General features: G+C 64.3%; 19 protein-coding genes and 4 tRNA genes. 12 read left to right on the top strand and 11 right to left on the bottom strand.

Going from position 1 to position 24,759, the window contains the following annotated elements:
- Window positions 1-3: 3 nt before the first annotated feature.
- Complete coding sequence (locus DOM45_RS04380; RefSeq protein ID WP_110598310.1) at window positions 4-1,026, top strand: succinylglutamate desuccinylase/aspartoacylase family protein; 1,023 nt, start codon at window positions 4-6, stop codon at window positions 1,024-1,026.
- Here DOM45_RS04380 and dusA read toward each other — a convergent pair.
- Window positions 1,023-2,075, bottom strand: coding sequence for a tRNA dihydrouridine(20/20a) synthase DusA (dusA, locus tag DOM45_RS04375; protein ID WP_205909392.1), 1,053 nt, complete (start codon window positions 2,073-2,075; stop codon window positions 1,023-1,025). The genes DOM45_RS04380 and dusA overlap by 4 nt on opposite strands.
- Window positions 2,076-2,566: 491 nt before the next feature.
- Between dusA and DOM45_RS04365 the strand changes: the two genes are divergently transcribed.
- Both DOM45_RS04365 and DOM45_RS04360 read left to right on the top strand, forming a co-directional pair.
- A complete protein-coding gene (locus DOM45_RS04365; protein ID WP_110598307.1) occupies window positions 2,567-3,439 on the top strand; it encodes an arylamine N-acetyltransferase family protein in 873 nt (290 codons plus the stop codon).
- 233 nt (window positions 3,440-3,672) lie between these two features.
- Window positions 3,673-4,041, top strand: coding sequence for a hypothetical protein (locus DOM45_RS04360; protein ID WP_110598306.1), 369 nt, complete (start codon window positions 3,673-3,675; stop codon window positions 4,039-4,041).
- A 656-nt stretch (window positions 4,042-4,697) separates the two neighbouring features.
- Here DOM45_RS04360 and DOM45_RS04355 read toward each other — a convergent pair.
- The 6 genes from DOM45_RS04355 to DOM45_RS04330 all read right to left on the bottom strand — a co-directional run bounded on the left by DOM45_RS04355 (window position 4,698) and on the right by DOM45_RS04330 (window position 8,430).
- A tRNA-Leu gene (locus DOM45_RS04355) sits at window positions 4,698-4,784 on the bottom strand.
- Window positions 4,785-4,886: 102 nt separating this feature from the next.
- Window positions 4,887-4,960: transfer RNA gene (locus tag DOM45_RS04350), tRNA-Cys, on the bottom strand.
- A gap of 163 nt (window positions 4,961-5,123) precedes the next feature.
- A tRNA-Gly gene (locus DOM45_RS04345) sits at window positions 5,124-5,198 on the bottom strand.
- Between the two features lie 62 nt (window positions 5,199-5,260).
- A complete protein-coding gene (gene pgsA, locus DOM45_RS04340) occupies window positions 5,261-5,809 on the bottom strand; it encodes a CDP-diacylglycerol--glycerol-3-phosphate 3-phosphatidyltransferase (protein ID WP_110598305.1) in 549 nt (182 codons plus the stop codon).
- A 61-nt stretch (window positions 5,810-5,870) separates the two neighbouring features.
- Window positions 5,871-7,712, bottom strand: a complete 1,842-nt coding sequence (gene uvrC, locus DOM45_RS04335; protein WP_110598304.1) for an excinuclease ABC subunit UvrC — start codon at window positions 7,710-7,712, stop codon at window positions 5,871-5,873.
- Window positions 7,713-7,782: 70 nt separating this feature from the next.
- Complete coding sequence (locus tag DOM45_RS04330) at window positions 7,783-8,430, bottom strand: response regulator (RefSeq protein WP_110598303.1); 648 nt, start codon at window positions 8,428-8,430, stop codon at window positions 7,783-7,785.
- Window positions 8,431-8,812: 382 nt separating this feature from the next.
- Here DOM45_RS04330 and DOM45_RS04325 point away from each other — a divergent pair.
- The 5 genes from DOM45_RS04325 (at window position 8,813) to trpC (ending at window position 12,334) form a co-directional block, all read left to right on the top strand.
- A tRNA-Ala gene (locus DOM45_RS04325) sits at window positions 8,813-8,888 on the top strand.
- Between the two features lie 256 nt (window positions 8,889-9,144).
- A complete protein-coding gene (locus tag DOM45_RS04320) occupies window positions 9,145-9,501 on the top strand; it encodes a hypothetical protein (RefSeq protein WP_110598302.1) in 357 nt (118 codons plus the stop codon).
- Window positions 9,502-9,857: 356 nt separating this feature from the next.
- Window positions 9,858-10,445 carry an anthranilate synthase component II gene (locus tag DOM45_RS04315; RefSeq protein WP_110598301.1) on the top strand — a complete coding sequence of 196 codons (588 nt, stop codon included), beginning with the start codon at window positions 9,858-9,860 and terminating at the stop codon, window positions 10,443-10,445.
- A gap of 22 nt (window positions 10,446-10,467) precedes the next feature.
- On the top strand, window positions 10,468-11,487 hold the full coding sequence (gene trpD / locus DOM45_RS04310) for an anthranilate phosphoribosyltransferase (protein WP_110598300.1): 1,020 nt from the start codon (window positions 10,468-10,470) through the stop codon (window positions 11,485-11,487).
- A 34-nt stretch (window positions 11,488-11,521) separates the two neighbouring features.
- The gene (gene trpC, locus DOM45_RS04305; RefSeq protein ID WP_110598299.1) at window positions 11,522-12,334 is read left to right on the top strand and encodes an indole-3-glycerol phosphate synthase TrpC; all 813 of its coding nucleotides are present in this window, start codon (window positions 11,522-11,524) and stop codon (window positions 12,332-12,334) included.
- Window positions 12,335-12,436: 102 nt separating this feature from the next.
- Here the strand turns inward: trpC and DOM45_RS04300 are convergent, their stop codons facing one another.
- The 4 genes from DOM45_RS04300 to ydiJ all read right to left on the bottom strand — a co-directional run bounded on the left by DOM45_RS04300 (window position 12,437) and on the right by ydiJ (window position 18,837).
- Window positions 12,437-14,236 carry a cation:proton antiporter gene (locus DOM45_RS04300; protein WP_110598298.1) on the bottom strand — a complete coding sequence of 600 codons (1,800 nt, stop codon included), beginning with the start codon at window positions 14,234-14,236 and terminating at the stop codon, window positions 12,437-12,439.
- Window positions 14,237-14,322: 86 nt separating this feature from the next.
- The gene (gene trxC / locus DOM45_RS04295) at window positions 14,323-14,766 is read right to left on the bottom strand and encodes a thioredoxin TrxC (protein ID WP_110598297.1); all 444 of its coding nucleotides are present in this window, start codon (window positions 14,764-14,766) and stop codon (window positions 14,323-14,325) included.
- Window positions 14,767-14,956: 190 nt separating this feature from the next.
- A complete protein-coding gene (locus tag DOM45_RS04290) occupies window positions 14,957-15,580 on the bottom strand; it encodes a LysE family translocator (protein ID WP_110598296.1) in 624 nt (207 codons plus the stop codon).
- Between the two features lie 110 nt (window positions 15,581-15,690).
- Complete coding sequence (ydiJ, locus tag DOM45_RS04285; protein ID WP_110598295.1) at window positions 15,691-18,837, bottom strand: D-2-hydroxyglutarate dehydrogenase YdiJ; 3,147 nt, start codon at window positions 18,835-18,837, stop codon at window positions 15,691-15,693.
- Between the two features lie 318 nt (window positions 18,838-19,155).
- Here ydiJ and serS point away from each other — a divergent pair, with 318 nt between their 5' ends.
- The 4 genes from serS (at window position 19,156) to DOM45_RS04265 (ending at window position 24,671) form a co-directional block, all read left to right on the top strand.
- Window positions 19,156-20,433, top strand: a complete 1,278-nt coding sequence (serS, locus tag DOM45_RS04280) for a serine--tRNA ligase (RefSeq protein WP_110598294.1) — start codon at window positions 19,156-19,158, stop codon at window positions 20,431-20,433.
- 555 nt (window positions 20,434-20,988) lie between these two features.
- Window positions 20,989-21,816, top strand: coding sequence for a uroporphyrinogen-III C-methyltransferase (gene cobA / locus DOM45_RS04275; RefSeq protein WP_342588714.1), 828 nt, complete (start codon window positions 20,989-20,991; stop codon window positions 21,814-21,816).
- 180 nt (window positions 21,817-21,996) lie between these two features.
- Window positions 21,997-23,949 carry a DUF294 nucleotidyltransferase-like domain-containing protein gene (locus DOM45_RS04270; protein WP_110598292.1) on the top strand — a complete coding sequence of 651 codons (1,953 nt, stop codon included), beginning with the start codon at window positions 21,997-21,999 and terminating at the stop codon, window positions 23,947-23,949.
- On the top strand, window positions 23,946-24,671 hold the full coding sequence (locus tag DOM45_RS04265; RefSeq protein WP_110598291.1) for a 3'-5' exonuclease: 726 nt from the start codon (window positions 23,946-23,948) through the stop codon (window positions 24,669-24,671). Before DOM45_RS04270 ends, DOM45_RS04265 begins: the two co-directional genes overlap by 4 nt.
- Window positions 24,672-24,759: the final 88 nt, after the last annotated feature.

The following is a 24,759-nucleotide window of genomic DNA, read 5'->3' as shown; positions in this document are numbered from 1 at the left end:
GTCATGGCGCAGGAAGCCTTCACCCTCGTCGGCGAGCGAATCGAACCGGGCACGCGCCGGCAGGTCGATGTCCCGGTGGCCAAGCTCTATACCCACGCCCCGATGCATATTCCGGTAGAGGTAGTCCATGGTCGCCAGCCCGGCCCGGTGTTGCTGGTCTGCGGCGCGATCCACGGCGACGAGCTCAACGGCGTCGAGATCGTGCGCCGGCTGTTACGGCTGCCGAACCTGTCGCGATTGCGCGGGACCCTGATCGCCGTACCCGTCGTCAATGTCTTCGGCTTCGTCCAGCAGTCGCGCTACCTGCCGGACCGGCGCGATCTCAATCGCTGCTTCCCGGGAAGTGAGGGCGGGTCGCTGGGCTCTCGCATCGCCGCACTGATGCGGGAGGAGATGGTCGATCGGGCCACTCACATCATCGACTTGCACACCGGTGCCATTCACCGCACCAACCTGCCCCAGATTCGTTCCCAACTGCGCCAGAACCGCGAAACCCAGGCCATGGCCGAGGCGTTCGGCGTACCGGTGATCCTCAATGCAGAGCTTCGCGAGGGGAGCCTGCGCGAATACGCCCAGAATCGTGGCGTCCCCGTGCTCACCTACGAGGCTGGCGAGGCGCTGCGCTTCGACGAGTGGGCGATCGCGCCCGGCGTGAGGGGGATCCGGCGTGTGATGCGCCTGATCGGCATGTTGCCGGCCGACAGCCGCCGACGCACGCCGCCCCCCGCCGAAGTGGCCAACGGTTCGAGCTGGGCCAGGGCACCCATCGATGGCATTCTGAGGCCACGCGTCAGACTGGGGGCGCGGGTCGCCAAGCATCAGTCGCTGGGCGTGGTGGCCGATCCTTTCGGCAACGATGAAGCGCCGGTCGTGGCCAATGCCGATGGCATCGTCATTGGCATGAGCAACCTGCCGCTGGTCAACGAGGGCGAGGCGCTGTTTCACGTCGCCCGCTACCAGGAGATCGACGATGTCGAGAACGCGGTGGAGAGCTTCCAGTCGCGTTACGAGACGACCGGCTTCTAGGCGCGCTCCCGGGCCGGCTCGGCCAGCCGACGCTCGTCGACCAGGCCGATGGCGTCATCGTAGACGCTGATACCGGCACCCTCCTTGTGGGCGCTTTCCGAAAGATAGCGCCGGAAGCGCCTGCCGCCGGCACAGCCCTGGAACAGTCCCAGCAGATGCCGGGTGATATGGTTGAGCTTGACGCCTTCGGCCAGCCGTTCCATCACGTAGGGACGAAAGGCCCGCGCCGCCTCGTGGCGGCTGGTGGCCGGCGGCTCGACACCGTAGAGGGTGCTGTCGACATCGGCCAGCAGCCACGGATTCTGGTAGGCCTCCCGACCGATCATCACGCTATCCGCGCCAGCGTCGAGATGCCCCCTGCAGGCTTCCAGCGTCTTGATACCGCCATTGATCCCGATGTGCAGTTCGGGGTGCTGTGCCTTGAGTCGGTAAATGCGGGGATAGTTGAGCGGCGGGACGTCGCGATTTTCCTTGGGGGAGAGTCCCTGGAGCCACGCCTTGCGAGCGTGCACGATGAAGGTATCGCAGCCGGCGTCGGCGACCCGATCGATGAAGCGCTCGAGATCGGCATCTTCGTCCTGGTCGTCGATTCCGATGCGACACTTCACCGTGACGGGAATCGATACCGCGCGGCGCATGGCGGCGACGGCTTCGGCCACCTTGTCGGGATAACCCATCAGGCAGGCGCCGATCAGGTTGTTCTGCACCCGATCGCTCGGACAGCCCACGTTGAGATTGACCTCGTCGTAGCCCCACGCTTCGGCGATGGCCGCGCATTCGGCCAGTTCACCGGGATCGCTGCCACCCAATTGCAGCGCCAGCGGATGCTCTACGGCGTCGTAACCCAGGAAACGCTCCCGCGGCGAGCCATGCAGAATCGCGCCGGTGGTGACCATCTCCGTATACAGCAGAGCGCGGCGGGTCAGACAGCGGGCGAAGGCTCGGTAGTCCCGGGTGGTCCAGTCCATCATCGGCGCGACCGAGAAAGTCCTATCCAACGCAGGCCGCGTGGTTGTAGCGTTTCCGCGGTTTGTGGCGTTTTCGTTCATGGCCATAACTGGTAATATTTACAGTGGTTTTGCCGCGTTTTGCGTGTCGTGTTGTCACAAATCTGGCACCGCGCGGCATCCGGATTTGTCACATTTCGGGAGGGGCAGTGGCCACCATCGTCAAGCGGCAAAAGAAGGGCGGCAGTTTCTCATACCTGGCTCGGATCCGCATCGCCCACCGAGGGAGCGGGGATTATACAGAGTCGCGGACCTTCCCGCGCAAGGCGATGACTGAAGAGTGGGCCAAGCGCCGAGAACTGGAGCTCAGCGCGCCGTCCTTCTCGATGCGGTGCGCCGACATGGGTGGATCCAGCCAAGGCCGGGCTCGGGCGATACAGCGATCAGGGAGTACGGGTAGCGTCGTTCATTGTGGTGCCCGCCAAGCTCTGCCGAAAGGGTTTCTCGAGCGGGCGTCCAACGGGCCATCACGGGCTTGACCTCAAGTAAAGTCGAGGAATTACGCTGCGCTCGTCGTTCAGAGGAGCTCCATCATGTCAGCTATCGTTCCACTCTCCGGCCAGGCGATGGCCAGCGTCGATCTACCAGCCTATTTGAAGCGTATCGGACTCTCGGGTGCTCTGTCCCCGACGCTGGGGACGCTGCGTTCCATCGTTGCCCATCACATGGCCTCCATTCCTTTCGAGGCGATCGATGTATTGCTGGGGCGGGAGATCTCGCTCGACCCGAACGCCGTCGATGACAAGATGCTTCGTCGACGACGGGGAGGCTACTGTTTCGAACACACCAGCCTGCTGCAGCGTGTGCTGCAAGCGCTGGGGTATTCGGTGGAAACCCATCTGGCCCGGGTATGGGTCGGCCACGAGCTGGAAGGCCCCGCCCCGGCAGCGACACACGCATCCTTGAAAGTGGTGGTGGACGACGCCCTGTGGTTGGTGGATGTCGGTTTCGGCAGTTTCATGCCCAATGAGCCGCTCCTATGGCAGCCGGAGCGTCCCCGGCAGTATGCCTACGGCGCTTATCGGCTGCGCAAGACGATGAGCGGCTTCATGGTCGAGTCACATCATGATCACGCCTGGCAGGCCCTGTACGAGATTCTCGATTTTCCCTGGGAGCCCATCGATTACCAGATGGCCAACCACTATGTATCCCGCTGCCCGGAATCACACTTCCGCAGCCGGTTGATGGTGGCCATGACCACACCCGAAGCGCGTTATACCTTGGCGAGCAATCGGTTGAAGGTGGCATGGGTGACGGGAGATATCGAAGAGCACTACCTCTCGGTCGAGGAGATGATCGACACCCTGGGCGAACGGTTCGGATTGAATGTCGAATCCTGCTGGATTCCGGTACTGGAGCGCATCGTCGCTTCAGCACAGACCCAGGACGGAGCCGCGTCTCCATGAGCAAGATGGGTACCCGTGCCAGGTCTCGTCTCTGGATGGACCATTACGCCAGCCGCGCGAGAGGCCAGTGCCCGTGTGCGCGGCGTCCATATCGGCCTATCGATTTCGGCGATAGTCGCTTTCGAGGTCTTCGATTCGCATGCTAACTGTCTCGTTCCCATAATGGCATCAACGGTCAAGGCCAAGGGGCCAACCGAAGAAAGAAAACGAAAAAAGCCATTGGAGAACGAATCATGAAAACCGCCATTCTTGCCGCAATCGCACTGGCCATCGCGCTGCCCGCTGCCGCTCAGGCCAATAGCGCTCAGGCCGAAGAAGCTTTTGCCAGCCAGCATCAGGCACTGAACGCCCAGCAAACTTCCGAGTTCCAGGCGCTGCCGACCCAGTATCGTGTCAACCCGGTCAATGGTGGCCACAGCGCCGCCGCCGACGAGGCCTTGAACTATGTCTCCGTCAGCACCATGCACGCTACCGATATCCCGGCGGGTAATGAAGGCCTGATCGGTGGCGGGCAGAGCGTCGCTGCCGCCCGGGCGCTGCAGAGTGTTGGCCAGCCGACGGATCGCGGCCATGTCGAAATGACGTTTGCCAGCATCGACTGAGCGTCAATCAGGATCGCAATCGCAGAAAATTCTGTCTCGCGCCTCGAGAGTTCGGGGCGCCTTCGAGAGGCCTTCCGTCGTCTCCAACCTCCCTGGCCATCCCCCTGGCCGGGGTTTTTTCTGTCCCACCGGTCTGGTTTCAACGCGCCGTCGAGCGGGTTTGCGCTGGTGCTGGACGGCGGAATCTGGTTGCGATGTCCTCGGACGGAGGCGACTGGCGGATCGAGACGTTCAGGCCAGGCGCGGCGCTTCTGGGACGCACGGCGCCAAGCCCGGGGCGTCGAGTTCAAGTCATCGGGACGCTGGCCGATAGAACAGTCACCAGACGGTCAGGGGTGCGAGTTCAGTGCCGGTAACCGAGCGGATGCCGATGTCGGTTCGTATCCGCTATGGGTTTGTGTCGCTTCCCTGCGACGACTTCGACCTGGTGCATATGGCGTCTCTTTCCGTGTGCCACCGGGTCGCTTTTTCGTCCACACTTCGTCCCGTCACGCCGACCAGAAAGCGTTTGCCGGGCTCATCCTCATGGCAGAAAACCGACAGCCCGGCTGCATTACCGAGGTACCGATCTGGCTCAGGTTATCGCGCGGGAGAGCGGAAACAGGTGGAAAGCGGGGAGATGATCATTGATTGATGGTCGGTAGCAAATCGGAAGATGGTGCCCGGAGTCGGGCTCGAACCGACACGGTGTTGCCACCGAGGGATTTTAAGTCCCTTGCGTCTACCAATTTCGCCATCCGGGCTGGACGCATTCGGCTACTTTATTCCGGAGGCCTTTGCTCAGGCAGGGCGCCGGTAGCCGAGTATGGCGATCGAATCATGAAGGATTCACCGCCGAGAAGAAGTGGAGGCTGGAGTCGGAATCGAACCGGCGTACACGGAGTTGCAGTCCGCTGCATAACCACTCTGCCATCCAGCCTTTTGTCGATTCACTGCAGATCTGTCTTTCGAACTGTCATTACCATGACAATTCGCGTCGAATCGGCAGGATCGAGATTCGTGTTTGGAGCGGGAAAAGAGATCGACCGGGCTGGCGTTCCAGCTCCCGACCTTCGCTTACCGTTTCCATGACACTTCGTGTTTGGAGCGGGAAAGGAGATTCGAACTCCCGACCCTCGCCTTGGCAAGGCGATGCTCTACCACTGAGCTATTCCCGCTGAACACGCGTCGCATTATAAGGATAAGTGCGTACCTGTCAAACGCTTATGTCACTTTTCGCTTATAGCGAGCGGGTGAGTTCCGGCCACGCCGCCCTGAGATACTGGATCATCGACCACAGGGTCAGGCTGGCCGCTGCATAGAGTAGCACGATGCCGATGTTGGCAATCGGGGAGAGCGGCGGGAAGCCCAGAAGCAGCAGTAGCGAGATCATCTGCAGCGTGGTCTTCGACTTGCCGATCCAGGAGACCGCAACTCGCTTGCGCTGTCCGATCTCCGCCATCCACTCGCGCAGCGCCGAGATCACGATCTCGCGACCGATGATGACCAGTGCCGGCAGCGTCAGCCAGAACGCCTCGTAGCGCTCGATCAGCAGCGCCAGGGCGACGGCGACCATGACCTTGTCCGCGACGGGATCCAGAAAAGCGCCGAACGGCGTGCTCTGGTCCCAGCGCCTGGCGAGGTAACCGTCCAGCCAGTCGGTGATGGCCGCCAGCCCGAACAGGGCTGCCGTCACCAGCAGGCTCCAGGCGTAGGGCAAGTAGAACAACACCACCATTAGCGGGATGAACACGATTCTTGCCAGGGTGAGCATATTGGGAATGTTCATCGTGCCGCTAGCGTCCTTACTGGGAGATGAGAGTCGGGCATTTTACGCCTGCTATGTGCGCTCATCCATGGAGCGCCTGATGTATGGTGGCCGCCATCTGCTCGTTGATGCCCGGAACGCGGGAAAGATCGTCTCGGGTTGCCTTGCGCACGCCTTGCAGGCCACCGAAGAAGCGTAACAGCTCTCGGCGACGTTTCGGGCCGACGCCGGGAATATCCTGCAGCGAGGAGGTACGACGCTGCTTGTCACGGCGCTGACGGTGGCCGGTAATCGCGAAGCGGTGGGCCTCGTCGCGAATGTGCTGGATCAGGTGGAGTGCCGGTGAACTGGTATCGAGGTTGAGGGTGCGGTCCACCGTCTCGATGAACAGCGTCTCCAGACCGGCCTTCCGGGTCGTTCCCTTGGCGACGCCGATCAGCGCGACATCGACGACTTCCAGTTCGGCCAGTACCTCCCGGGCCATGTTCAACTGGCCCTTGCCGCCATCGACGATCAGGATGTCGGGCAGCTTGCCTTCACCTTTCTGCAGTCGCTTGAAGCGTCGGGTCAGGGCCTGGCGCATCGCCGCGTAATCATCGCCTGCGGCTACCCCTTCGATGTTGAAGCGTCGGTAGTCGGATTTGGCCGGACCATTCTGGTCGAACACGACGCAGGATGCCACGGTCGCTTCGCCGTGGCTGTGGCTGATATCGAAGCACTCGAGCCGGGCGGGGGCGACCGGTACATCCAGCGCCTGGCGCAGCGACTCGAAACGCTTGCCCAACTGGCTGCGGTTGGCGAGCTGGGTCGCCAAGTGCTGCTCGGCGTTGGTGATGGCCAGTCGGCGCCACTGGGCGCGATGGCCCCGCACTTGAGACGCGACCCGAATGCGCCGACCGGCGTGCTCGCTCAGTGCCGATTGCAGCAACTCGCTGTCGGTCAACGGGTGCGAGGCGATGATCTCGAGCGGGATCTCCTTGGATTGGCCGAGATAGAACTGGCTGACGAACTCGCTGAGCAGCTCCTCGGCCCCCAGGTCCAGGCCATTGTCGGGCTGGTGATGACGCGCACCCATCATGCGACCCTGGCGAATCGACAGGACGCTGATACAGAGCCCGCCGGGCTGTTCGGCCAGGGCAAAAATGTCGGCATCGCCATCGGCATTATCGACGAACTGCTTCTCCTGCAGTCGGCGCAGTTGCTGAATCTGGTCGCGCAAGCGTGCCGCTTCCTCGAAGTCGAGCGCATCGCTGGCACGCTCCATGCTTGCGGTAAGCTGCTGGGTCACCTGCTCGCTGCGCCCCTCGAGGCACATTACGGCGTGCTCGATATCCTGGCGATAGTCGGCTTCGCTGATGTAATCGACGCAGGGGGCGCTGCAACGTTTGATCTGATATTGCAGGCACGGCCGGTGCCGGTGTGCGAACACGCTGTCTTCGCAGTTGCGGATGCGAAATATCTTCTGCATCAGCGAGAGGCTCTCGCGTACCGCGGTCGAACTCGGGTACGGGCCGAGATAACGGCCGTCGCGCCGCTTCTGGCGGACGCGCTTGAACTCGAGCGCTGGGTAGGCGTGCCGATCGGTAACGAAGACGTAAGGGTAGGATTTATCGTCGCGCAGCAGAATGTTGTAGGGCGGCCGCAGCTCCTTGATCAGGGTCTGCTCCAGCAGCAGGGCCTCGGTCTCGCTGCGGGTGACCGTGATCTGGATGTCCTGAATGCGTGCCACGAGCGCCTGGGTCTTGGTATTCAAGGCGCCGCGGAAGTAACTGGCGAGTCGCGGTTTCAGGCGCTTGGCCTTGCCGACGTAGAGCACGTTGGCCTGTTCGTCGAGCATACGGTAGACGCCCGGCGACTCCGAGACCGATTTCAGGAAGTGCTTGGCGTCGAAGCGCGATGGGGTATCGATCGAGAGTTCGCTCATGCCCCGAGTATATCAAAGTCCCATACGAGCACGGTGGGCTCCATGCATTTCCATCGCGTTCGACTGGTCTTCACGACTTGGGTTCGAAACCGTCCAGCAGGCCATGCCGAAGGCCGAGGTGCGTCAACTCCACATCGGACTGCACCTTCAACTTGTCGAATATCCGGTAGCGGTAGGTGTTCACCGTCTTGGGGCTCAGGCAGAGCTGCTCCGAGATACGGCTGACCTTGTGACAGTGAATGATCATGGTCGCGATCTGCAGTTCACGATGGGAGAGCTGGTCGAATGGGCTCTGGCGGCCCTCGCTGCGGGCCAGCACCACGCGTTGGGCGATGTCCGGGCTGATGAAGCGCTTCCCCTCCGCGACCCGGCGCACGGCCTCGATCATCAGATCCAGTTCGGTGCCCTTGCTGATGAAGCCGGTGACGCCGGAATCTATCAAGCGTTGCGCCGTGCTCTCCTCGACATGCCCTGTCAGTACGATGATCCGGGTGTCGGGCTGAGTCTTGAGGAGTTTCAGAATGGTCTCCAGACCGCCGATTCCCGGCATCCGAATGTCGATCATCGCGATATCCGGCGCATGTTCCCGGCAGCTCTGTAACGCACTTTCTCCGCTGTCGGCTTCGGCAACGACCTCGATGTCGGGTTCGCTGGCCATGACGCGCGCGATGCTCGTGCGAACCAGATGGTGATCGTCGGCTACTAATACCCTGATCAAGATGACTCCTGGATTCCCGCTGCCCCTGAAGGCCCTGCCGTCGACTGCTGTGCCAGCGGCCGGCGGCGAGCCTTCTTTATGATTGGTGTTGCGCTCTCATTCCACGAGCCGGCGAAAGCCTGAACAACGCCAATATCTTTATCATCGGAACCTGTCCGTTTACGAAGGGAAGTTCCACTTCCGCGCTGTCAAGTAGTGTGACATGTTCTTGGACCAAATACTCCATGTTCGGCGGTGAATTTGCGACCGACAAAGTCTTGCGCCGACCCGCTTCCATGGCGGTCGCCACGACACCGACAGGGTTACCTCTTGATGAGCAGGGCTTGACCTGAGGGAAGGGGACTTTTATAGTGCGTCGCGTCCATCAGGGCAGCATGTTTCTGGGGCCTTAGCTCAGCTGGGAGAGCGCAACACTGGCAGTGTTGAGGTCAGCGGTTCGATCCCGCTAGGCTCCACCATATTCTCCATGAAAAAGCCGCTNNAGCGGCTTTTTCATGCCTGAAACCGCGATATCCCTGCCCGATTCCGGCTGTGCCCCCCTGCGTCCTGACCGGGGTCCCGGTTGACCGGCGTCTCTCCTCCTCCGGAATGAATTGGTCCGCTTGATGGCGGCTCCTTATCCATTTGATGGAGTGTGCCTCTCGCACAATGTGCCAGATGGCCAGCGGGTATCGGTGACCGCTTCTGATTGGCCGTGATGGTTTGGGGGGGAGGATGCGAGAGTTCGTTTTCGATGTTGTGATCCGGCCGGCGGCAATGTCCCGACGACGCTGGGAAGCACTGGTGCCCGCGTTGCCTGGTCTGGTGGTCGAAGCCTCGTCCGACATGGAGGCTTTCGAAGGATTACAGATGCAGCTCGTTCCTTTTCTGGCCGAGCGGCTCGCCAGTGGCGAAGGCATACCAATGCAATCCCGAATCGGCCACTACATGGATCGCTATGGCCTGGTTTTCTGGCAGTTCCTGCGAGTCCACCTGGGCCCAAGACGGTCGGGCCAGTCGGCGGTCGAGCCCATTTTTCCCGACATCGACGACTTGTTGATGGATCTCGATACGGGCGTCCACGAGGAGTAACCCGCTACCCGGAGGGTGAGCCTGGCCTGTGGATGAGATGTCGCGGCGCAGAGGTGGCGGTATTACCCGCCCGCGATGCCCGGCAGGGCGGCGTTGACAGTGATCGGCGCTCCACGGCACTATACGGCCCATGAACATGAATCCGACGCACAGACCGAACCAGTGGTGGTGGCGCCTTTGATCCAAGGGCGGCATGCCGACGTCTGTAAAAAATGCCGTCCCTCGGGGCGGCATTTTTCGTTTGTCTGCTGCGCTTCGTGGGGTTTGGCATAGGTGGAATGATCGACTTGGGTAATCACCTGGGTAAGCAATCACGGCCTTTACTCGATCTAGTATGAATATCAGGAGCTTGCACCATGTCAGTCCTCATGATCGACAATTACGACAGCTTCACCTTCAACATCGTCCAGTACCTGGGAGAGTTGGGGGCAAATGTCGTGACCGTGCGCAACGACGAGACGGATATTGCCGGCCTCGAGCGGCACGAGCCGAGCCATCTGGTGGTGTCGCCCGGTCCGTGCACGCCCAATGAAGCCGGGATCGCCATGGAGGCGATCCGTCACTTTGCCGGCAGGATTCCGATACTGGGTGTCTGCCTGGGGCACCAGGCCATCGGCCAGGTCTACGGCGGCGACGTGGTGCGCGCGCCGCAGGTGATGCATGGCAAGACGTCCCGCGTTCGTCACCACGGTGAAGGGGTTTTCGAGGGCCTCGAGGATCCGCTCGAGGTGACCCGGTATCACTCGCTGGTCGTGGATGCCGCGACGCTGCCCGACTGTCTCGAAGTCACCGCCTGGGTCGGCGACGACGATCCGACGCCAGGATTGATCATGGGCTTGAAGCACAAGACGCTGGATATCGAAGGGGTGCAGTTTCACCCCGAATCGATTCTATCTCGCCAAGGTCACGAGCTGCTGGCGAATTTCCTCAAACGACGCGGCTAACTGGAACAGGCGAGGAGCCAACATGCAAATGCGGGATGCCATTGGCGCGGTCATGCGTCGCCAGGACCTCAGCTATGAGGATACTCACGCCATCATGCAGGCGATCATGACGGGAGAGGCCACCGAAGCGCAGATCGGCGGCTTTCTGATCGGCCTGGCGATGAAAGGCGAAACCGCCGACGAGATCACGGCGGCGGCGCAGGTCATGCGCGAGCTGATGCAGCCGGTATCGATCGACTGCGACAACGTCGTCGATATCGTCGGCACCGGCGGCGATGGCGCCAACCTCTTCAACGTCTCCACCGCATCGAGTTTCGTCGTCGCGGCTGCCGGCGGCCACGTCGCCAAGCACGGCAACCGCGGCGTCTCCTCTTCAGCCGGCAGCGCGGATCTGTTCGACGTCGCGGGGATCTATCTCGACCTCGACGCCGCGACCATCGCCCGCTGTATCGAGCAGGTGGGCGTCGGATTCATGTTCGCGCCGCGTCACCACCAGGCGATGCGTCATGCCATCGGCCCACGCCGGGAGATGGGGGTGCGCACGGTCTTCAACATTCTGGGGCCTTTGACCAACCCGGCGGGCGCCCCCAACCAGCTGCTGGGTGTCTACGCGCCCCATCTCGTGCCGCTGGTGGCGCAATCGCTACGCAAGCTGGGCAGCCGGCACGTGCTGGTCGTTCATGCCGAGGATGGTCTGGACGAAATCTCGGTGGCGGCGCCGACCCGGGTGGCCGAACTTCGCGATGGCGAGATCCGCGAATACACGATCACTCCCGAGTCGCTGGGCATCGAGCGTCAATCGCTCGAATCGCTGAAGGTCGTGACCGCCGAGGATAGCCTCAAGCTGGTCAAGGAGGCGCTGGTGGGCAAGGGCGTGGCCGGCGATATCGTCGCGCTCAACGCGGGGGCTGCGCTGTTTGCCGCTGGCATCGCCGATTCGCTGAAAGAGGGCGTGTTGATGGCCCAGGACGCCCAGGCTTCCAAACTGCCGCTGGAGAAGCTCAAGGAGCTTTCCGATTTCACTCGTGTCTTCGCCGAGTGAGCTCTCGCCGAACAATGCCAACAGGAACCGCTACATGACCGATGTCGCCGATAGTGAACTGCCGACCATCCTGGCCAAGATACTGGCGCGCAAGCGCGAGGAGATTGCCGAGCGCCGACCTGTCGTCAGCGAGCAGGCGTGGCTGGAGCGGGCGAAATCCCAGGCGGCGCCGCGAGGTTTCGTGGCCGCCCTCGATGCCTGTATCGAGGGCGGTGACCCCGCCGTCATCGCCGAGATCAAGAAGGCGTCGCCCTCCAAGGGTGTCATTCGCGAAGACTTTCGACCCGCGGAGATCGCGGTCGACTATGCCGCGGCAGGCGCGAGCTGCCTGTCGGTACTGACGGACGCCGACTATTTTCAGGGTCACGAGGATCACTTGATTGCCGTGCGCAATGCCTGCGAGCTGCCGGTGATCCGCAAGGATTTCATCATCGACGGCTATCAGGTCGCGGAAGCTCGAGGCATCGGTGCCGACTGTATCCTGTTGATCGTGGCGGCGCTGAGCGATGGGCAGCTCAAGGATCTCCATCAGCAGGCTACGGCGCTGGGCATGGACGTGCTGGTGGAGGTGCACGACATCTTCGAGCTCGAGCGGGCGCTGATGCTGGATCTGCCGCTGGTGGGCATCAACAACCGCGATCTGCGCACGTTCGAGACCTCGCTGAATACTACCTTCGAACTGCTGAAGCGAATTCCCCAGGGCGTCACGGTCGTCACCGAGTCCGGCATCCACAGCCGTGACGATGTCGAACGGATGCGGGAGTTCGACGTCAACGCCTTTCTGGTCGGCGAGGCGTTCATGCGCGAGGAAGAGCCCGGTAGCGCGCTGCGCCGGATGTTTTTCTAGCCGCTGACGACGTCGTCGCCGGCATTCGAGCGCCGCTCCCCGAGACCGGGGAGCGGCGCTTTGCATCGGTGGGGACCAAGGGTCGCCACTTGACTGGAGCGATCAGAACTCGGGCGAGTCGGGGAAGATCAAGCTGATCAGGGTATCGCCCGCTTTCGGATTGAGCGGCTTGGCCGAGGTGGCGATGCGGATGCGGCCGCTGGCGGAGAGCGTGAACAGCGTCAACAGCCGGTCCTGATGGATGCGACGGTAATCCTCGATGTCGAAGTTGTCGCTGATCTTGGCGTGGCGCATCACCGCGCCCTGGCCGATCAGGCTGGAGAGGCGGGTGAAGGTGGTGTGGCCGTCGAACAGCAGCGGCAGGTGGGCCAGTGCCTGCTGATGGTGGCGACGGGCGTTGCGGGAGGATTCCACCGCCAGTCGAAAGACGTTGCCGTGACCGAGAGTATGTTCGAAGTGCAGCGCGGCGAGATTGTTGAGCTCGCGGTAGGGCGACAGCGGCAGTAGATGACCGATGCCCGTCAGCCCCAGATGCTGGGCGGCATGCTCCGACAGCGGGTTGCCGTAGTAGGTAGGGAGGCTGGCCATCCGTGCCTCCTGAATCGCATCCCAGTTATGGTCGCACAGTCGCACCGCGAAGCCGGCTTCCTGCAGCGCGCTGCCAAAGGCTCGCGCCACCGGATTGGCGCCGATGATCAGGAAGCCCGACGCCGTTGGCGCGTCCACCTTCAGAAACCGAGCCAGCGGACGCGAGAACAGGCTCTGCACCACGACGGTACTGATGATCACCAGGAAGGTGATCGGGACCAGCAGTTCCGCGCCCGGCACGTCCAGCGCCTCGAGCCGGATCGCGAACAGCGAGGCCACCGCCGCGGCGACGATGCCGCGGGGGGAGAGCCAGGCCAGCAGCGCCTTCTCCCGCCAGTTGAGCGAACTGCCCCAGGTACAGACCCACACCGCCAGCGGTCGCGCGACCCACACCAGCACGACCAGGAACGCCCACGCCTCCCACGACAGCAGGCCCAGTTGTGCCAGGCTCAGCCGCGCGGCCAGCAGGATGAACAGTCCCGAGATGAGCAGGATCGACAGCGTCTCCTTGAACTCCAGGATCGGCTGCGTCGGCACCCCGCGCATATTGGCCATCCATACGCCCATGACGGTGACGGTCAGCAGGCCGGACTCGTGGAACAGCAGGTTCGAGGCGGTGAACAGCGTCAGCATGATCATCAGGGTGCCGAAGCTGTGCAGGCGCTGCGGCAGCCAGTAGTGGCGCAGCACGCTCCCCCATAGATAGCCGCCCGCCGTCCCCAGGCCGAAGCCGATCACTGCGGTCTGGGCGAAGCTCACCAGGGTGTGGGTCGCTGCGCCATTGGAGAGTCCCAGCGCGACGAACTCGTAGACGAGGACCGCGCCGATGGCGCCGATCGGATCGATCAGGATGCCTTCCCAGCGCAGGATCTGGCTGACGTGCTCACGGGCGCGCAGCGACTGCAGCAGCGGCAGGACCACCGTCGGTCCGGTCACGACCAGTAGCGCGCCCAGGACGCTGGCCATCTCCCAGGAGAGTCCGAGGATCAGGTGCGCGGCCACGATGGCCAGCAGCGCGGTGATCAACGCACCCCAGGTCACCAGCCGGCTGACGGTGCGGCCGTGGCCCCGCAGCTCCCGGAAGTCGAGGGTCAATGCGCCCTCGAACAGGATCACCGCGACCGCCAGGGAGACCAGCGGAAACAGCAGGTCGCCGAGCACCGCATCGGGGTCGAGCACCCCGGTGATCGGCCCGGCGGCGATACCGGCGATCAGCAGCGGGAGGATGGCCGGCACCCGGATCTGCCAGGCGAGCCATTGGCAGCCCAGCGCCAGCAGGCCGATGCCGGTCAGGGCAAGGGCGGCGTTTTCCATGGGGTCTCTCCGGTGCGTGGCAAAAGGCGCGCAGACTAGCGGCGGCACTGCATGGATGCAATGCCGAATCGTGAGCCGGAGGGGGTTCAGGGTGTGACGAGTTGTCGCCGGGCCCAGGCGACGATGTCCGCCTGCCCCATGGCGCCCGCCTGGCGCGCGATCTCGCGGCCGCCGCGGAACAGGATCAGCGTCGGGATGCTGCGGATGCCGAAGCGCGATGCAATATCGGTGGCCGCTTCGGTATCCAGCTTGGCCAGGCGCAGGTGGGGCTCGAGCTCGCCCGCGGCCTTGGCGAACCCCGGCGCCATCGCCTTGCAGGGGCCGCACCAGTCGGCCCAGAAATCGACCAGCAGCGGCAGATCGCTGCGCGACAGGTGGCGGTCGAAGTTGGCGGAGTCCAGCGCCAGTGGCTCGCCGGTGAACAGCGCGTTGTGGCACTGTCCGCAGCGGGGAGCTTCCGTCAGGCGCACGCTGGCGACGCGATTGACGGCATGGCAATGGGGGCAGACGAGGTGAAGCGTGTCGGACATGATGTAACGGGCTCCGGATGAAAGGTTTGCCGCCGAACCTGGAGAAAGCGGAGCGCGGCGGCTCGGGTGGTCAGCGGCCGTTGAGTCATGCGGTTGCAGGGTACCGCTTCAGACGGTCTCGTGGCCGGTGATTCGGGGCGTCATCGCAATGGCCAGAACGACAACCTCGCTGCACTCGGGTGCCGCAACCTCAGCGCAGCGTGATCAGTCGGCCGCCATAGCCGATGAAGACGGCGCCAGCGCAACGCTCGATCCAGTGCCGTGTGCGCCGATACAGGGCGCGCAGGCGCGGCGTGGTGGAGGCGAGTGCGATCAGGCTGTACCAGCACACGGAGATCGTCAGCATCGCGCCGATACAGACGATGCCCATCCACATCGGGGCATGGGCCGGCAGCGTCGAGGCGAACAGGCTGCTCACGAACAGCGCCGTCTTCGGGTTCGACGCGCCGGTGAGCAGACCCCGGCGATAGACCTGGCCGTCGGGCAGCACGAGATGCCTATGGGGCGTGTCATCGCCTGGGCCACGGAAGCTATGCAGAATCAGTCGGCTACCGAGAAACAGAAGATAGGCGCCACCGAACAGCTTGAGCGTGAGGTAGAGCCACGGCGCCAGCGCAAACAGCAGTGCAATGCCGAAGTAGCCGAACAGCCCCCAGGCGAAGGTGCCCGAGGCGAGCCCGGCGACGGCGATCATCGCCGCCCGGCGTCCGTGGACGATCCCGGTCTGCAGCGTCAGGAAGAAGTTAGGCCCCGGGGTGACGGCAGCCACTGTCCAGATGGCGATGAAATTGATCAGGATCCAACTGCTCGACATGAAGCGCGCTCCTATCTAGAACGTGAAGCGACCGGGCATGAGTCGGCCAAGTATGGCACGGGATCAATGCCGCAGGCATTCGCCAATGGCTTATCCGCCCGGTCTCGTCGTCACGAGGCGGCGCCGGCGATCCTGACGCGCTTCAGCAAAGCCTGCAGTGGGTGGGGCAACGCCTGATCGGAGAGCCGCTTGACCTGGCTGCGGCAGGAGTAGCCCGTCGCCAGCAGCCGGCCGGTGTTGGCCTGGTTCTCGACCGGCTCGCGCCACGAGAGGTCGTAGATCGTCTCCGAGGTCTGGCGGTGACGCGCCTCGTGGCCATAGGTGCCGGACATGCCGCAGCAGCCGGTGTCGACCAGCTCCAGCGCGAGGCCGAAGCGCTCGAACAGCTGCTGCCAGCCCCTGGGGCTGCCCGGAGCGTTGGTCTTCTCGGTGCAGTGACTCAGTAGGCGGTAGCCGGGATCGACCTGGTCGATGCGCTCGCTGCTCCAGCCCTGCGGCAGGACCGATCGCCCCAGCGATAGCAACCACTCCTGCAGCAACAGCACCTCCGGCACCGCCTGCGGCCCGAGTGTCTTGACGTACTCCTGGCGATAGGTGAGCGTCATCGCCGGATCGATGCCCACCAGCGGTACGCCGAAGCGCGACAGCGCCCTGAGCCGGTCGGCCTGCCGCTCGGCGACCCGCTCGAAGCGGCCGAGAAATCCCTGCACGTGCAGCGGCTTGCCGTTGGGCCCGAACGGGGCCACGAAGACCCGGATGTCGAGGCGTGCCAGCAGTTCGACGACATCCATCACCAGCCGCGACTCGAAATGGCTGGTGAAGGCGTCCTGCACCAGCACCACGCTGCGGCTTTTCTGGTGCGCCGTCAGCCGGCCCAGCGTCAGCGGCGTGGCTTCGGCAATGCCCCAGGCATCGAGCGTCTTGTCGAGTCTGGCGCGGGAGAGTCTCGGGCTGTCGACGATGCCGAGGCCGCTGGCCAGGAAGCGGTCGACCAGCCGGTTGCCGAGCAGCGCGTTGTAGAGCGGCGCCACCGAGCGAAGGTGCGGCACCACGAACTCGAGCCCGCCGATCAGGTAGTCGCGCAGCGGTCGCCCATAGCGGCTGTGGTAGCTTTCGAGAAAGCGGGCGCGGAAGTCGGGCACGTCGACCTTGATCGGGCACTGGCCGGCGCAGGACTTGCACGCCAGGCAGCCGGCCATGGCGTCGTAGACCTGGTGGGAGAAGTCGGTCTCGCCGCGCTGCCGGGCAATCGCCCGCCCGATCTTGCCGGGCTGGGCCAGCAGCCAGGCGCCGAGGCCGTTGCGGCGCTGGGCCCGGCTCACCTCGGTCACGTCCACCCCGGCTTCGCCCTGGCGGCGTAGCCACTCGCGCATCAGGCTGGCGCGGCCCTTCGGCGAGTGCACCCGCTCGCGGGTCGCCTTCCACGACGGGCACATGGCATCGTCGGGATCGTAGTTGTAGCAGGCACCGTTGCCGTTGCAGTAGACCGCGCTGGCGTTCTCCTGCCACACCCGCTCGTCGATCTGGCGGTCCAGCTCGCCGCGGGTGGTCACCCCGTCGATGGTCAGAAGCCCGGGGTCGTGACCATCGACGATGCCGGTAGTGCCTTCCGCCAGCGGGGTCGCGATCTTGCCCGGATTGAACTGGTTGTACGGATCGAAGGCGGCCTTGACCCGCTGCAGCGCCGGATAGAGCTCGCCGAAGAAGCGCGGCGAGTACTCGGACCGGACCCCCTTGCCGTGCTCGCCCCACAGCAGCCCGCCGTAACGCTGGGTGAGTGCCGCCACCTCGTCGGAGATCTCGCGGATCAGGCGCGCCTGATCCGGATCCTTCATGTCGATGGCCGGGCGAACATGGAGCACGCCGGCATCGACATGGCCGAACATGCCGTACGCCAGGCCGCGTGCGTCCAGCAATTGGCGGAACTCGCCGATATAGTCGGCCAGGCATTCCGGCGGTACCGCCGTGTCCTCCACGAACGGGATCGGACGCTGTTCGCCGCGGGCGTTGCCGAGCAGTCCCACCGCCCGTTTGCGCATGGCATAGACCCGGCCGATCTGCGCACGGCCCTCGGCCAGAGTGTAGCCGAGCCGCTCGACGCTGGTGTCCGCGCCCAGGTGATCGGTGAAGGCGCGTACCCGCTCGGCCAGCCGGGCCGGATCGTCGTCGTTGAACTCGACCAGGTTGATGCCACGAATCGGCGTCCCGCGCTCGCCGCTGTCAGCGACGGAGGCAGGGAAGAATTCCGCCACGCTATCCCAGACGAAATCCTCCATCGCCAGCGTCAGCACGTGGTCGTCGATCGTCTCGATCGAGGTCGGATCGCCTACCGACATCAGCGCCTTGGCATCGCGCAGCGCCTCCATGAAACCCGCGTAGCGCACGTTGACCAGGGTCGAGTGCCGGGGAAGCGGCAGGACATTGAGCGTGGCCTCGTTGAGCAGCGCCAACGAACCTTCCGATCCGCACAGCACGCTGTTGAGGTCGAAGTGCCCCTGGTCGTCGACCAGATGGGCCAGGTCGTAGCCGGTCAGGCAGCGATTGAGCGGCGGGAAGATGGCATCGATCCGCTCGCGTTCGGCGTCGGCGATGCCGCTGACCGCGCGATGGATCTCGCCGATCCGGTCCTGACGCTGGCATGCGCTAGTCAGCGCGGCGGCGTCCAGCGGTCGACTCTCGAACCGTTCGCCACCGGGTACCACGACATCAAGCGCGAGGACGTGGTCGCGGGTCTTGCCATACTCGCAGCTGCCCTGGCCGCTGGCGTCGGTGGAGATCATGCCGCCGATGGTGGCGCGGTTGGAGGTGGAGAGTTCCGGGGCGAAGAACAGCCCGTGGGGCTTGAGTGCTGCGTTGAGCTGATCCTTGACCACCCCGGCCTGGACGCGCACGCGGCGGTTCTCGACGTCGATCTCGACGATCCGGTTCATGTGGCGGGAGACATCCACCACCAGGCCGTCGGTCAGCGACTGGCCGTTGGTGCCGGTGCCGCCCCCACGGGGCGCGAGCGCGATGTCGCGATACGCCTCCTGGGCCATGAGCCGGGCGATCCGCTGGAGGTCGGCGGCATCGCGAGGATAAAGGACTGCCATCGGCAGACGCTGATAGATCGAGTTGTCGGTAGCCAGTACGGTGCGGTTGGCGGCATCGTCGGCGATATCGCCGCTGAAGCCGGCCGTCGCCAGCTCGGCGAGGAATCGGCGATAGCGCTCGGGCAGCGTCAGTTCCGCGCTGTTCGGGTCGAGGCGTGTCATCATTGTCATGTATCAAGCCATCACGTCGGGCCGGTCAGACGGCCTTCATCGGATGGCGATCCATCCGATGGGTTATCGATTGCCGGCGCCGCGGGCATGGCGGGAGCCGGTTCATGGCGCCACGGGCGCTCGGGGGGCCACAGTCTAGCGTGCCAGGCGGCGATGTGGCACGAATCCCTTGAGGCGCATGGTGCCGGGGAGGGGTTTTCCCTACAATATTCCCCTCGCAAAGAATGACCATCAACACGTTCGTCTGTCGTCGTGCGTCTTCGGTCGATTCCTGTCGTCACGGTCTTCGATTTCAACCAACGGAATTTCGTCATGCTCGATCCCAAGCTGTTGCGCAGCGATCCGCAGTTAGTCGCCCAGCGCCTGGCCCTGCGGGGCTTCACTCTCGACATCGCGCAGCTCGAGTCGCTCGAGTCCCGCCGTCGCGAGCTGCAGACGCGGACCGAGCAGTTGCAGAACGAGCGTAACGTGCGTTCCAAGTCTATCGGCAAGGCCAAGGCCGCCGGCGAGGACATCCAGCCGCTGCTGGCGGAGGTGGGCCAGCTCGGCGACGATCTCGATGCCGCCAAGCGCGAGCTCGGCGAGGTGCAGCAGGCCTGGGAGGATCTTGTCGCGGGGCTGCCCAACCTGCCCCATGAAGACGTGCCGCAGGGCGCGGACGAGAGCGACAATGTCGAGCTGCACCGCTGGGGCGCCCCGCGCGAATTCGATTTCGAGGTGCGTGACCACGTCGATCTCGGGGCCCGATTCGGTTATCTCGACTTCGAGCTGGCGACCAAGCTCACCGGCTCGCGTTTCGCCGTGATGCGCGGGCCGATCGCCCGGCTGCATCGGGCGCTGGCGCAGTTCATGCTCGACACCCAGACCCGGGACCACGGCTACGAAGAGTGCTACGTGCCCTACATGGTCAACGCCGAGACGCTGACCGGAACGGGCCAACTGCCCAAGTTCGGCGAGGATCTGTTCAAGCTCGGCGACAGCGACTACTACCTGATCCCCACCGCCGAGGTGCCGCTGACCAACTTCGTCCGCGACGAGATCCTCGAGCACGATGCGCTGCCGCTGAAGCTGACCGCCCACACGCCGTGCTTCCGGAGCGAGGCGGGTGCCTACGGCCGGGATACGCGCGGGATGATCCGCCAGCACCAGTTCGACAAGGTCGAAATGGTGCAGGTGGTCGACCCCGAGACCAGCTACGAGGCGCTGGAGGCGATGCGCGGTCACGCCGAGGCGATCCTGCAGGCGCTGGAGCTGCCGTATCGCGTGGTGACCTTGTGTACTGGCGACATGGGCGCCAGCGCGACCAAGACCTACGATCTTGAAGTGTGGTTGCCGAGCCAGCAGACCTATCGCGAGATCTCCTCGGTCTCCAACTGCGAGGATTTCCAGGCGCGGCGGATGCAGGCGCGCTTCCGCAGCCCCGGGCAGAAGAAGCCGCAGCTGGTACACACCCTGAATGGCTCCGGGCTGGCGGTAGGGCGCTGCCTGCTGGCGGTGCTGGAAAACTACCAGAACGCCGACGGCAGCGTGGACGTGCCGGCGGCGCTGTCGCCCTACATGGGCGGCTTGACGCGTCTCAACGTCGCGTAGATGGGGCGTGTGCCCTGGTCAATGGAGGGTGACCAGGGCACTTTTGGTTATAACCCTAAAAAAAAGCGTTCCTTCGTTTGCCGGTGTCGTGCTCTTACACTTTCGCTATAAGCATGATGTCGTTTTCGGCTTTTCGATCTAAGGCCGATCCTTCCCACTTCTATGACGGCTCGATTCTTGACCGACTCCCTGACTCTGCAGTACGACCCGATGCAGCTCGACGTGCACCTGATCGGTGGCGGCAGCGAGACGCTGGCGCTGGCTCAGCGTGTCGCCGGGCTGATGCCGCGGGTGACCGTGCATGCCGGCTCGACGATGCCGGCGCTGGCAGCGCTTTGCCAGAGCCAGGGCTGGGCGGTGCGCAGCGACGAGCTGCTGCCGCGGGCTGGCCAGCTATGGCTCGTAGCCAGTGGCGACGCCGCGCGTGATCATCAGGTGGCCACGCGGGCGCGGGAGGCCGGTGTGGCGGTCTTCGTGCCGTCGCATCCGGCGCTTTGCAGTGTGCGCCTGCCGCCACGGGTAACCACTCGGGACGCGGCCGAGAACGCGGCAGGGCTGGCGCCGGAGAGCTGGCGACGCGGCCACGTCTCGCTGGTCGGGGCCGGGCCGGGGGATCCGGAGCTGTTGACGCTGAAAGCCCTGAGGCAGCTGCAGCAGGCGGATATCGTCATCCATGACCGGCTGGTCAGCCAGGAGATCCTGGCCCTGGCCAGGCCCGATGCCAGGCGTTTCTACGTCGGCAAGGCGCGGTCCCGGCACAGTGTGCCCCAGGAGGGCATCAACCAGGCGCTGGTCGATTGGGCCAGGGCGGGTAATCGGGTGGTTCGGCTGAAGGGCGGCGATCCGTTCATCTTCGGTCGTGGCGGGGAAGAGCTCGAGGCGCTGGTCGCCGCCGGGATCGAATTCGATGTCGTGCCGGGGATTACCGCCGCTTCCGGCTGTGCGGCCTATGCCGGTCTGCCGCTGACCCATCGCGACCACGCCCAATCGGTGCGTTTCGTCACCGGCCATCTCAAGAACGGCAGTTGCGATCTCGACTGGCCGGCGCTGGCCCGCGGCGGTCAGACCCTGGTCTTCTACATGGGCCTGGGTGCGCTGACGCTGATTCGCGAACGGCTGGTGGCACATGGGCTGGAAGCGGACACCCCGCTGGCGCTGATCGAGCAGGGCACCACCGCCAATCAGCGCGTGCATCTGGGCACGCTGGCACGGCTGCCGGATAGCCTCGCCGGGCACCAGCCCCGACCGCCGACGCTGATCGTCGTCGGCAGCGTGGTCGAGTTGGCCTCGCGTCTCGACTGGTTCAAGCCGACCGATAGCGGCAGCCTGGGCTGGGTCGAGGGCAAGCACCCCACACCGCTCTCCAAGGCCGACAGCGCCTGAAGCCAGCCGCCGGCGGCGACCCCGGCACTCGGGGTTCACGAGGCGCGATGGCTGGTCTTTTCTCCCTCTGGTCGACACTTGCGACGTTTCCATCGATAGATCAACCGGATAGCGGCCAAACCGTCGTTGACGCCATGTTGCGGCGCTTCGACAATGAGAGCTCGCGACGGGGAGAGGCGCATGAACGTTGAGCAGTTGGATATCCGTGGCCACATGGCGCAGTTCGCGCCGTTCGACGATCTTCCCGATGCGCTGCTCGATCGCATCGCCGGAGAGGTCGAAATCCGCTATTTCCAGGCCGGCAGCGAACTGCTGGTCAAGGATGAGCCGGTCGAAGCGCTGTGGTACATCCGCAGCGGGGCGGTGGAGATGTACCAGCGCAGCGGCCGGCTGTTCAATCGCCTGAGCGAAGGCGACATCTTCGGTTACTCGGATCTGCTGCGCAGCAACCGTCGGGTGCGCTACCCGGTCAGCGCCATCGAGGACACGCTGATCTATTTCATCCCCGGCGATGTGTTCGAGGCGATCTGCGAGGAGGACGACGACTTCGCCGAGTTCGTGGAGACCGGTGGCCAGCGTCTCAAGGTGACGGTGGAACAGCAGCGCGACGACAGCGGCCTGATGACGACCCGGGTGCGCAAGCTGATCAGCCGGCAGCCGCAGATGGTCGAAGCCTCCATGTCCCTGCAGCAGGCGGCCCGGCAGATGCGCGATGCCAACGTCACCTGCGTGCTGGTGGTCGATGTCACCGAAACTCATTCCGCCTATACCTTCACCGGCCCCGACGGCCGGCACTGGCAGCTCAACGGCATTCTGACCGACCGCGATTTCTGCACCCGGGTGCTGGCGGAGGGCAAATCGGCCCAGACCCCGGTGGGCGAGGTCATGTCGCGGAGAGTCATCGTCATCCAGTCCGATGAATCGGTCTACGAGGCGATGCTGTGCATGTTGCGCAATCAGGTTCACCACCTGCCGGTACTGCACCGTCGTCAGCCGGTCGGCGTATTGCACCTCTCCGATATCGTTCGCCACGAGACCCACAGCAGCCTGTTCCTGGTCAACAACATCTTCGTTCAGAACACGCCCGAGCAACTGGCAAGGCTGGCGCCGGAGGTGGGCACGGGGTTCGTGCGCATGGTCGCCGACGGCGCCAACTCCGAGATGGTCTGCCGGGCGCTGGCGACGATCGGACGGGCGTTCACGCAGCGCCTGATCGAGTTGGCGGAGGCCGAGCTGGGCCCGGCACCGGTGCCCTACTGCTTCATGGTGCTGGGATCGATGGCGCGGGAGGAGCCCACCATCAATGCCGATCAGGACAACGCGCTGGTTCTTCATGACGACTACGACCCCGAGCAGCATGGGGAGTACTTCGAGGCGCTGGCGAGGTTCGTCTGCGACGGCCTGGACGCCTGTGGCTATCCGTACTGCAAGGGCGACGTGATGGCGACCAATCCGCGCTGGCGAAAGCCGCTGCAGGTGTGGAAACGCTATTTCACCGAGTGGATGGACGAACCCAACGGCGAGCGGCTGCTGCACAGCTCCATCTTCTTCGACCTGGCGCCGGTGCATGGCGAGACGCCCATGGTCGAAGCGTTGCAGGACCTGATCGCCGAGCTGGCGCCGCAGCGGCCGGTCTTCCTGGCCGCATTGGCGCGCAACGCCAAGAATCGCACGCCGCCGCTGGGATTCTTCCGGCAGTTCGTCATGGAGCAGGATGGCGAACACCGCAAGTCGATCAACCTCAAGCGCCGGGGAACCGCGCCGCTGACCGATCTGGTGCGCGTGCATGCGTTGGCCTGCGGCTCCAAGGCGCAGAACAGCTTTGCTCGCCTCGATGACATCGCCCAGACCAAACTGCTGGCCGATGGCGTCACCGAGCGTCTGCGTTACGCCTTCGAGTTCATGTCCATGGTCCGTATTCGCCATCAGGCCGATGCGATCGAGCGGGGCGTGGAGCCCGACAACAGCGTCGACCCCGAGAACATCGGCAGCCGGGAACGGCACCATCTGAAGGATGCCTTCGAGGCGATCAGCAACGCCCAGAAATTCCTCTCCTTCCGTTACACCATGCCGTCCAGGTCGGGCTCCTCCAGGACGAGCGGTGGCTCCGAAGAGCAGCGGAGCCGCCGATGACCTTCCGTGCCGGCGCAAGCAGGCCGTCCCAGCCGACCTGGCCGGACTACATGGCCTCCCGCGCGAAGCAGACTCGCGAACCCCGGTTGGCCGATTTCTTTACCCGGGGAACGCTCGACCCGGACACCCCGATCGGCCAGGCGCCGCTGGTCGCGATGGACTTCGAGACCACTGGCCTGGATAGCAGCCGCCACGACATCGTCAGCGTCGGGGTGATGCCGTTCACCCTGTCCCGAATCCGCCCGGCGGACGGCCGCTACTGGGTGCTGTCGCCGCGCCGCAAGCTCAGCGACGAATCGGTGGCCTTTCACCACATCACCCATGCCGAGGTGGCGGGCGCCCCCGATTTCGCGGCGATCATCGATGAGCTGCTGGCTTTGCTCGCCGGCCGGCTGGTCGTCGTGCACTATCGCCAGTTGGAACGAACGTTCCTCGACGCGGCGGTACGCGAGCGGTTGGGTGAGGGGCTGCTGATGCCGATGATCGATACCATGTCGCTGGAAGCGCGGATTCACCGCCAGTCGTGGTGGGCAAGGCTGCGTCGCTGGGCGGGACGGCCGATGGCGTCGATTCGGTTGCACGAGAGTCGCCAGCGCTATCATCTCCCGGCGTACACTGGGCACCATGCGCTGGTCGATTCGCTGGCGACGGCGGAGCTGTTGCAGGCGCAGGTTCTTTACCATTACGACTGGGAGACCCCGGTCGGTGCGCTGTGGCGCTGACCCGGACAGGGCAGGGCGATCCTGGCGGCGGATGCAAAAAAAGGGCGGCTCTCTGAGCCGCCCTTTTTTCGTGATCCATCTTCCGGGG

The sequence above is a fragment of the Salinicola lusitanus genome, assembly GCF_003206045.1.
Lineage (GTDB): Bacteria > Pseudomonadota > Gammaproteobacteria > Pseudomonadales > Halomonadaceae > Salinicola > Salinicola lusitanus.
This window is presented reverse-complemented; position numbering and strand designations above follow the sequence as displayed.

Excerpts from the sequence above, each read along its gene's own strand:
- DOM45_RS04380 (WP_110598310.1), top strand. The coding sequence starts at position 4 with ATGGCGCAGGAAGCCTTCACCCTCGTCGGCGAGCGAATCGAACCGGGC.
- pgsA (WP_110598305.1), bottom strand. The coding sequence starts at position 5,809 with ATGAACATTCCCAATATGCTCACCCTGGCAAGAATCGTGTTCATCCCG.
- DOM45_RS04320 (WP_110598302.1), top strand. The coding sequence starts at position 9,145 with ATGCGAGAGTTCGTTTTCGATGTTGTGATCCGGCCGGCGGCAATGTCC.
- uvrC (WP_110598304.1), bottom strand. The coding sequence starts at position 7,712 with ATGAGCGAACTCTCGATCGATACCCCATCGCGCTTCGACGCCAAGCAC.
- trpD (WP_110598300.1), top strand. The coding sequence starts at position 10,468 with ATGCAAATGCGGGATGCCATTGGCGCGGTCATGCGTCGCCAGGACCTC.
- DOM45_RS04270 (WP_110598292.1), top strand. The coding sequence starts at position 21,997 with ATGAACGTTGAGCAGTTGGATATCCGTGGCCACATGGCGCAGTTCGCG.
- DOM45_RS04300 (WP_110598298.1), bottom strand. The coding sequence starts at position 14,236 with ATGGAAAACGCCGCCCTTGCCCTGACCGGCATCGGCCTGCTGGCGCTG.
- DOM45_RS04265 (WP_110598291.1), top strand. The coding sequence starts at position 23,946 with ATGACCTTCCGTGCCGGCGCAAGCAGGCCGTCCCAGCCGACCTGGCCG.
- trxC (WP_110598297.1), bottom strand. The coding sequence starts at position 14,766 with ATGTCCGACACGCTTCACCTCGTCTGCCCCCATTGCCATGCCGTCAAT.
- trpC (WP_110598299.1), top strand. The coding sequence starts at position 11,522 with ATGACCGATGTCGCCGATAGTGAACTGCCGACCATCCTGGCCAAGATA.
- DOM45_RS04360 (WP_110598306.1), top strand. The coding sequence starts at position 3,673 with ATGAAAACCGCCATTCTTGCCGCAATCGCACTGGCCATCGCGCTGCCC.
- DOM45_RS04315 (WP_110598301.1), top strand. The coding sequence starts at position 9,858 with ATGTCAGTCCTCATGATCGACAATTACGACAGCTTCACCTTCAACATC.
- dusA (WP_205909392.1), bottom strand. The coding sequence starts at position 2,075 with ATGAACGAAAACGCCACAAACCGCGGAAACGCTACAACCACGCGGCCT.
- DOM45_RS04290 (WP_110598296.1), bottom strand. The coding sequence starts at position 15,580 with ATGTCGAGCAGTTGGATCCTGATCAATTTCATCGCCATCTGGACAGTG.
- DOM45_RS04365 (WP_110598307.1), top strand. The coding sequence starts at position 2,567 with ATGTCAGCTATCGTTCCACTCTCCGGCCAGGCGATGGCCAGCGTCGAT.
- serS (WP_110598294.1), top strand. The coding sequence starts at position 19,156 with ATGCTCGATCCCAAGCTGTTGCGCAGCGATCCGCAGTTAGTCGCCCAG.
- ydiJ (WP_110598295.1), bottom strand. The coding sequence starts at position 18,837 with ATGATGACACGCCTCGACCCGAACAGCGCGGAACTGACGCTGCCCGAG.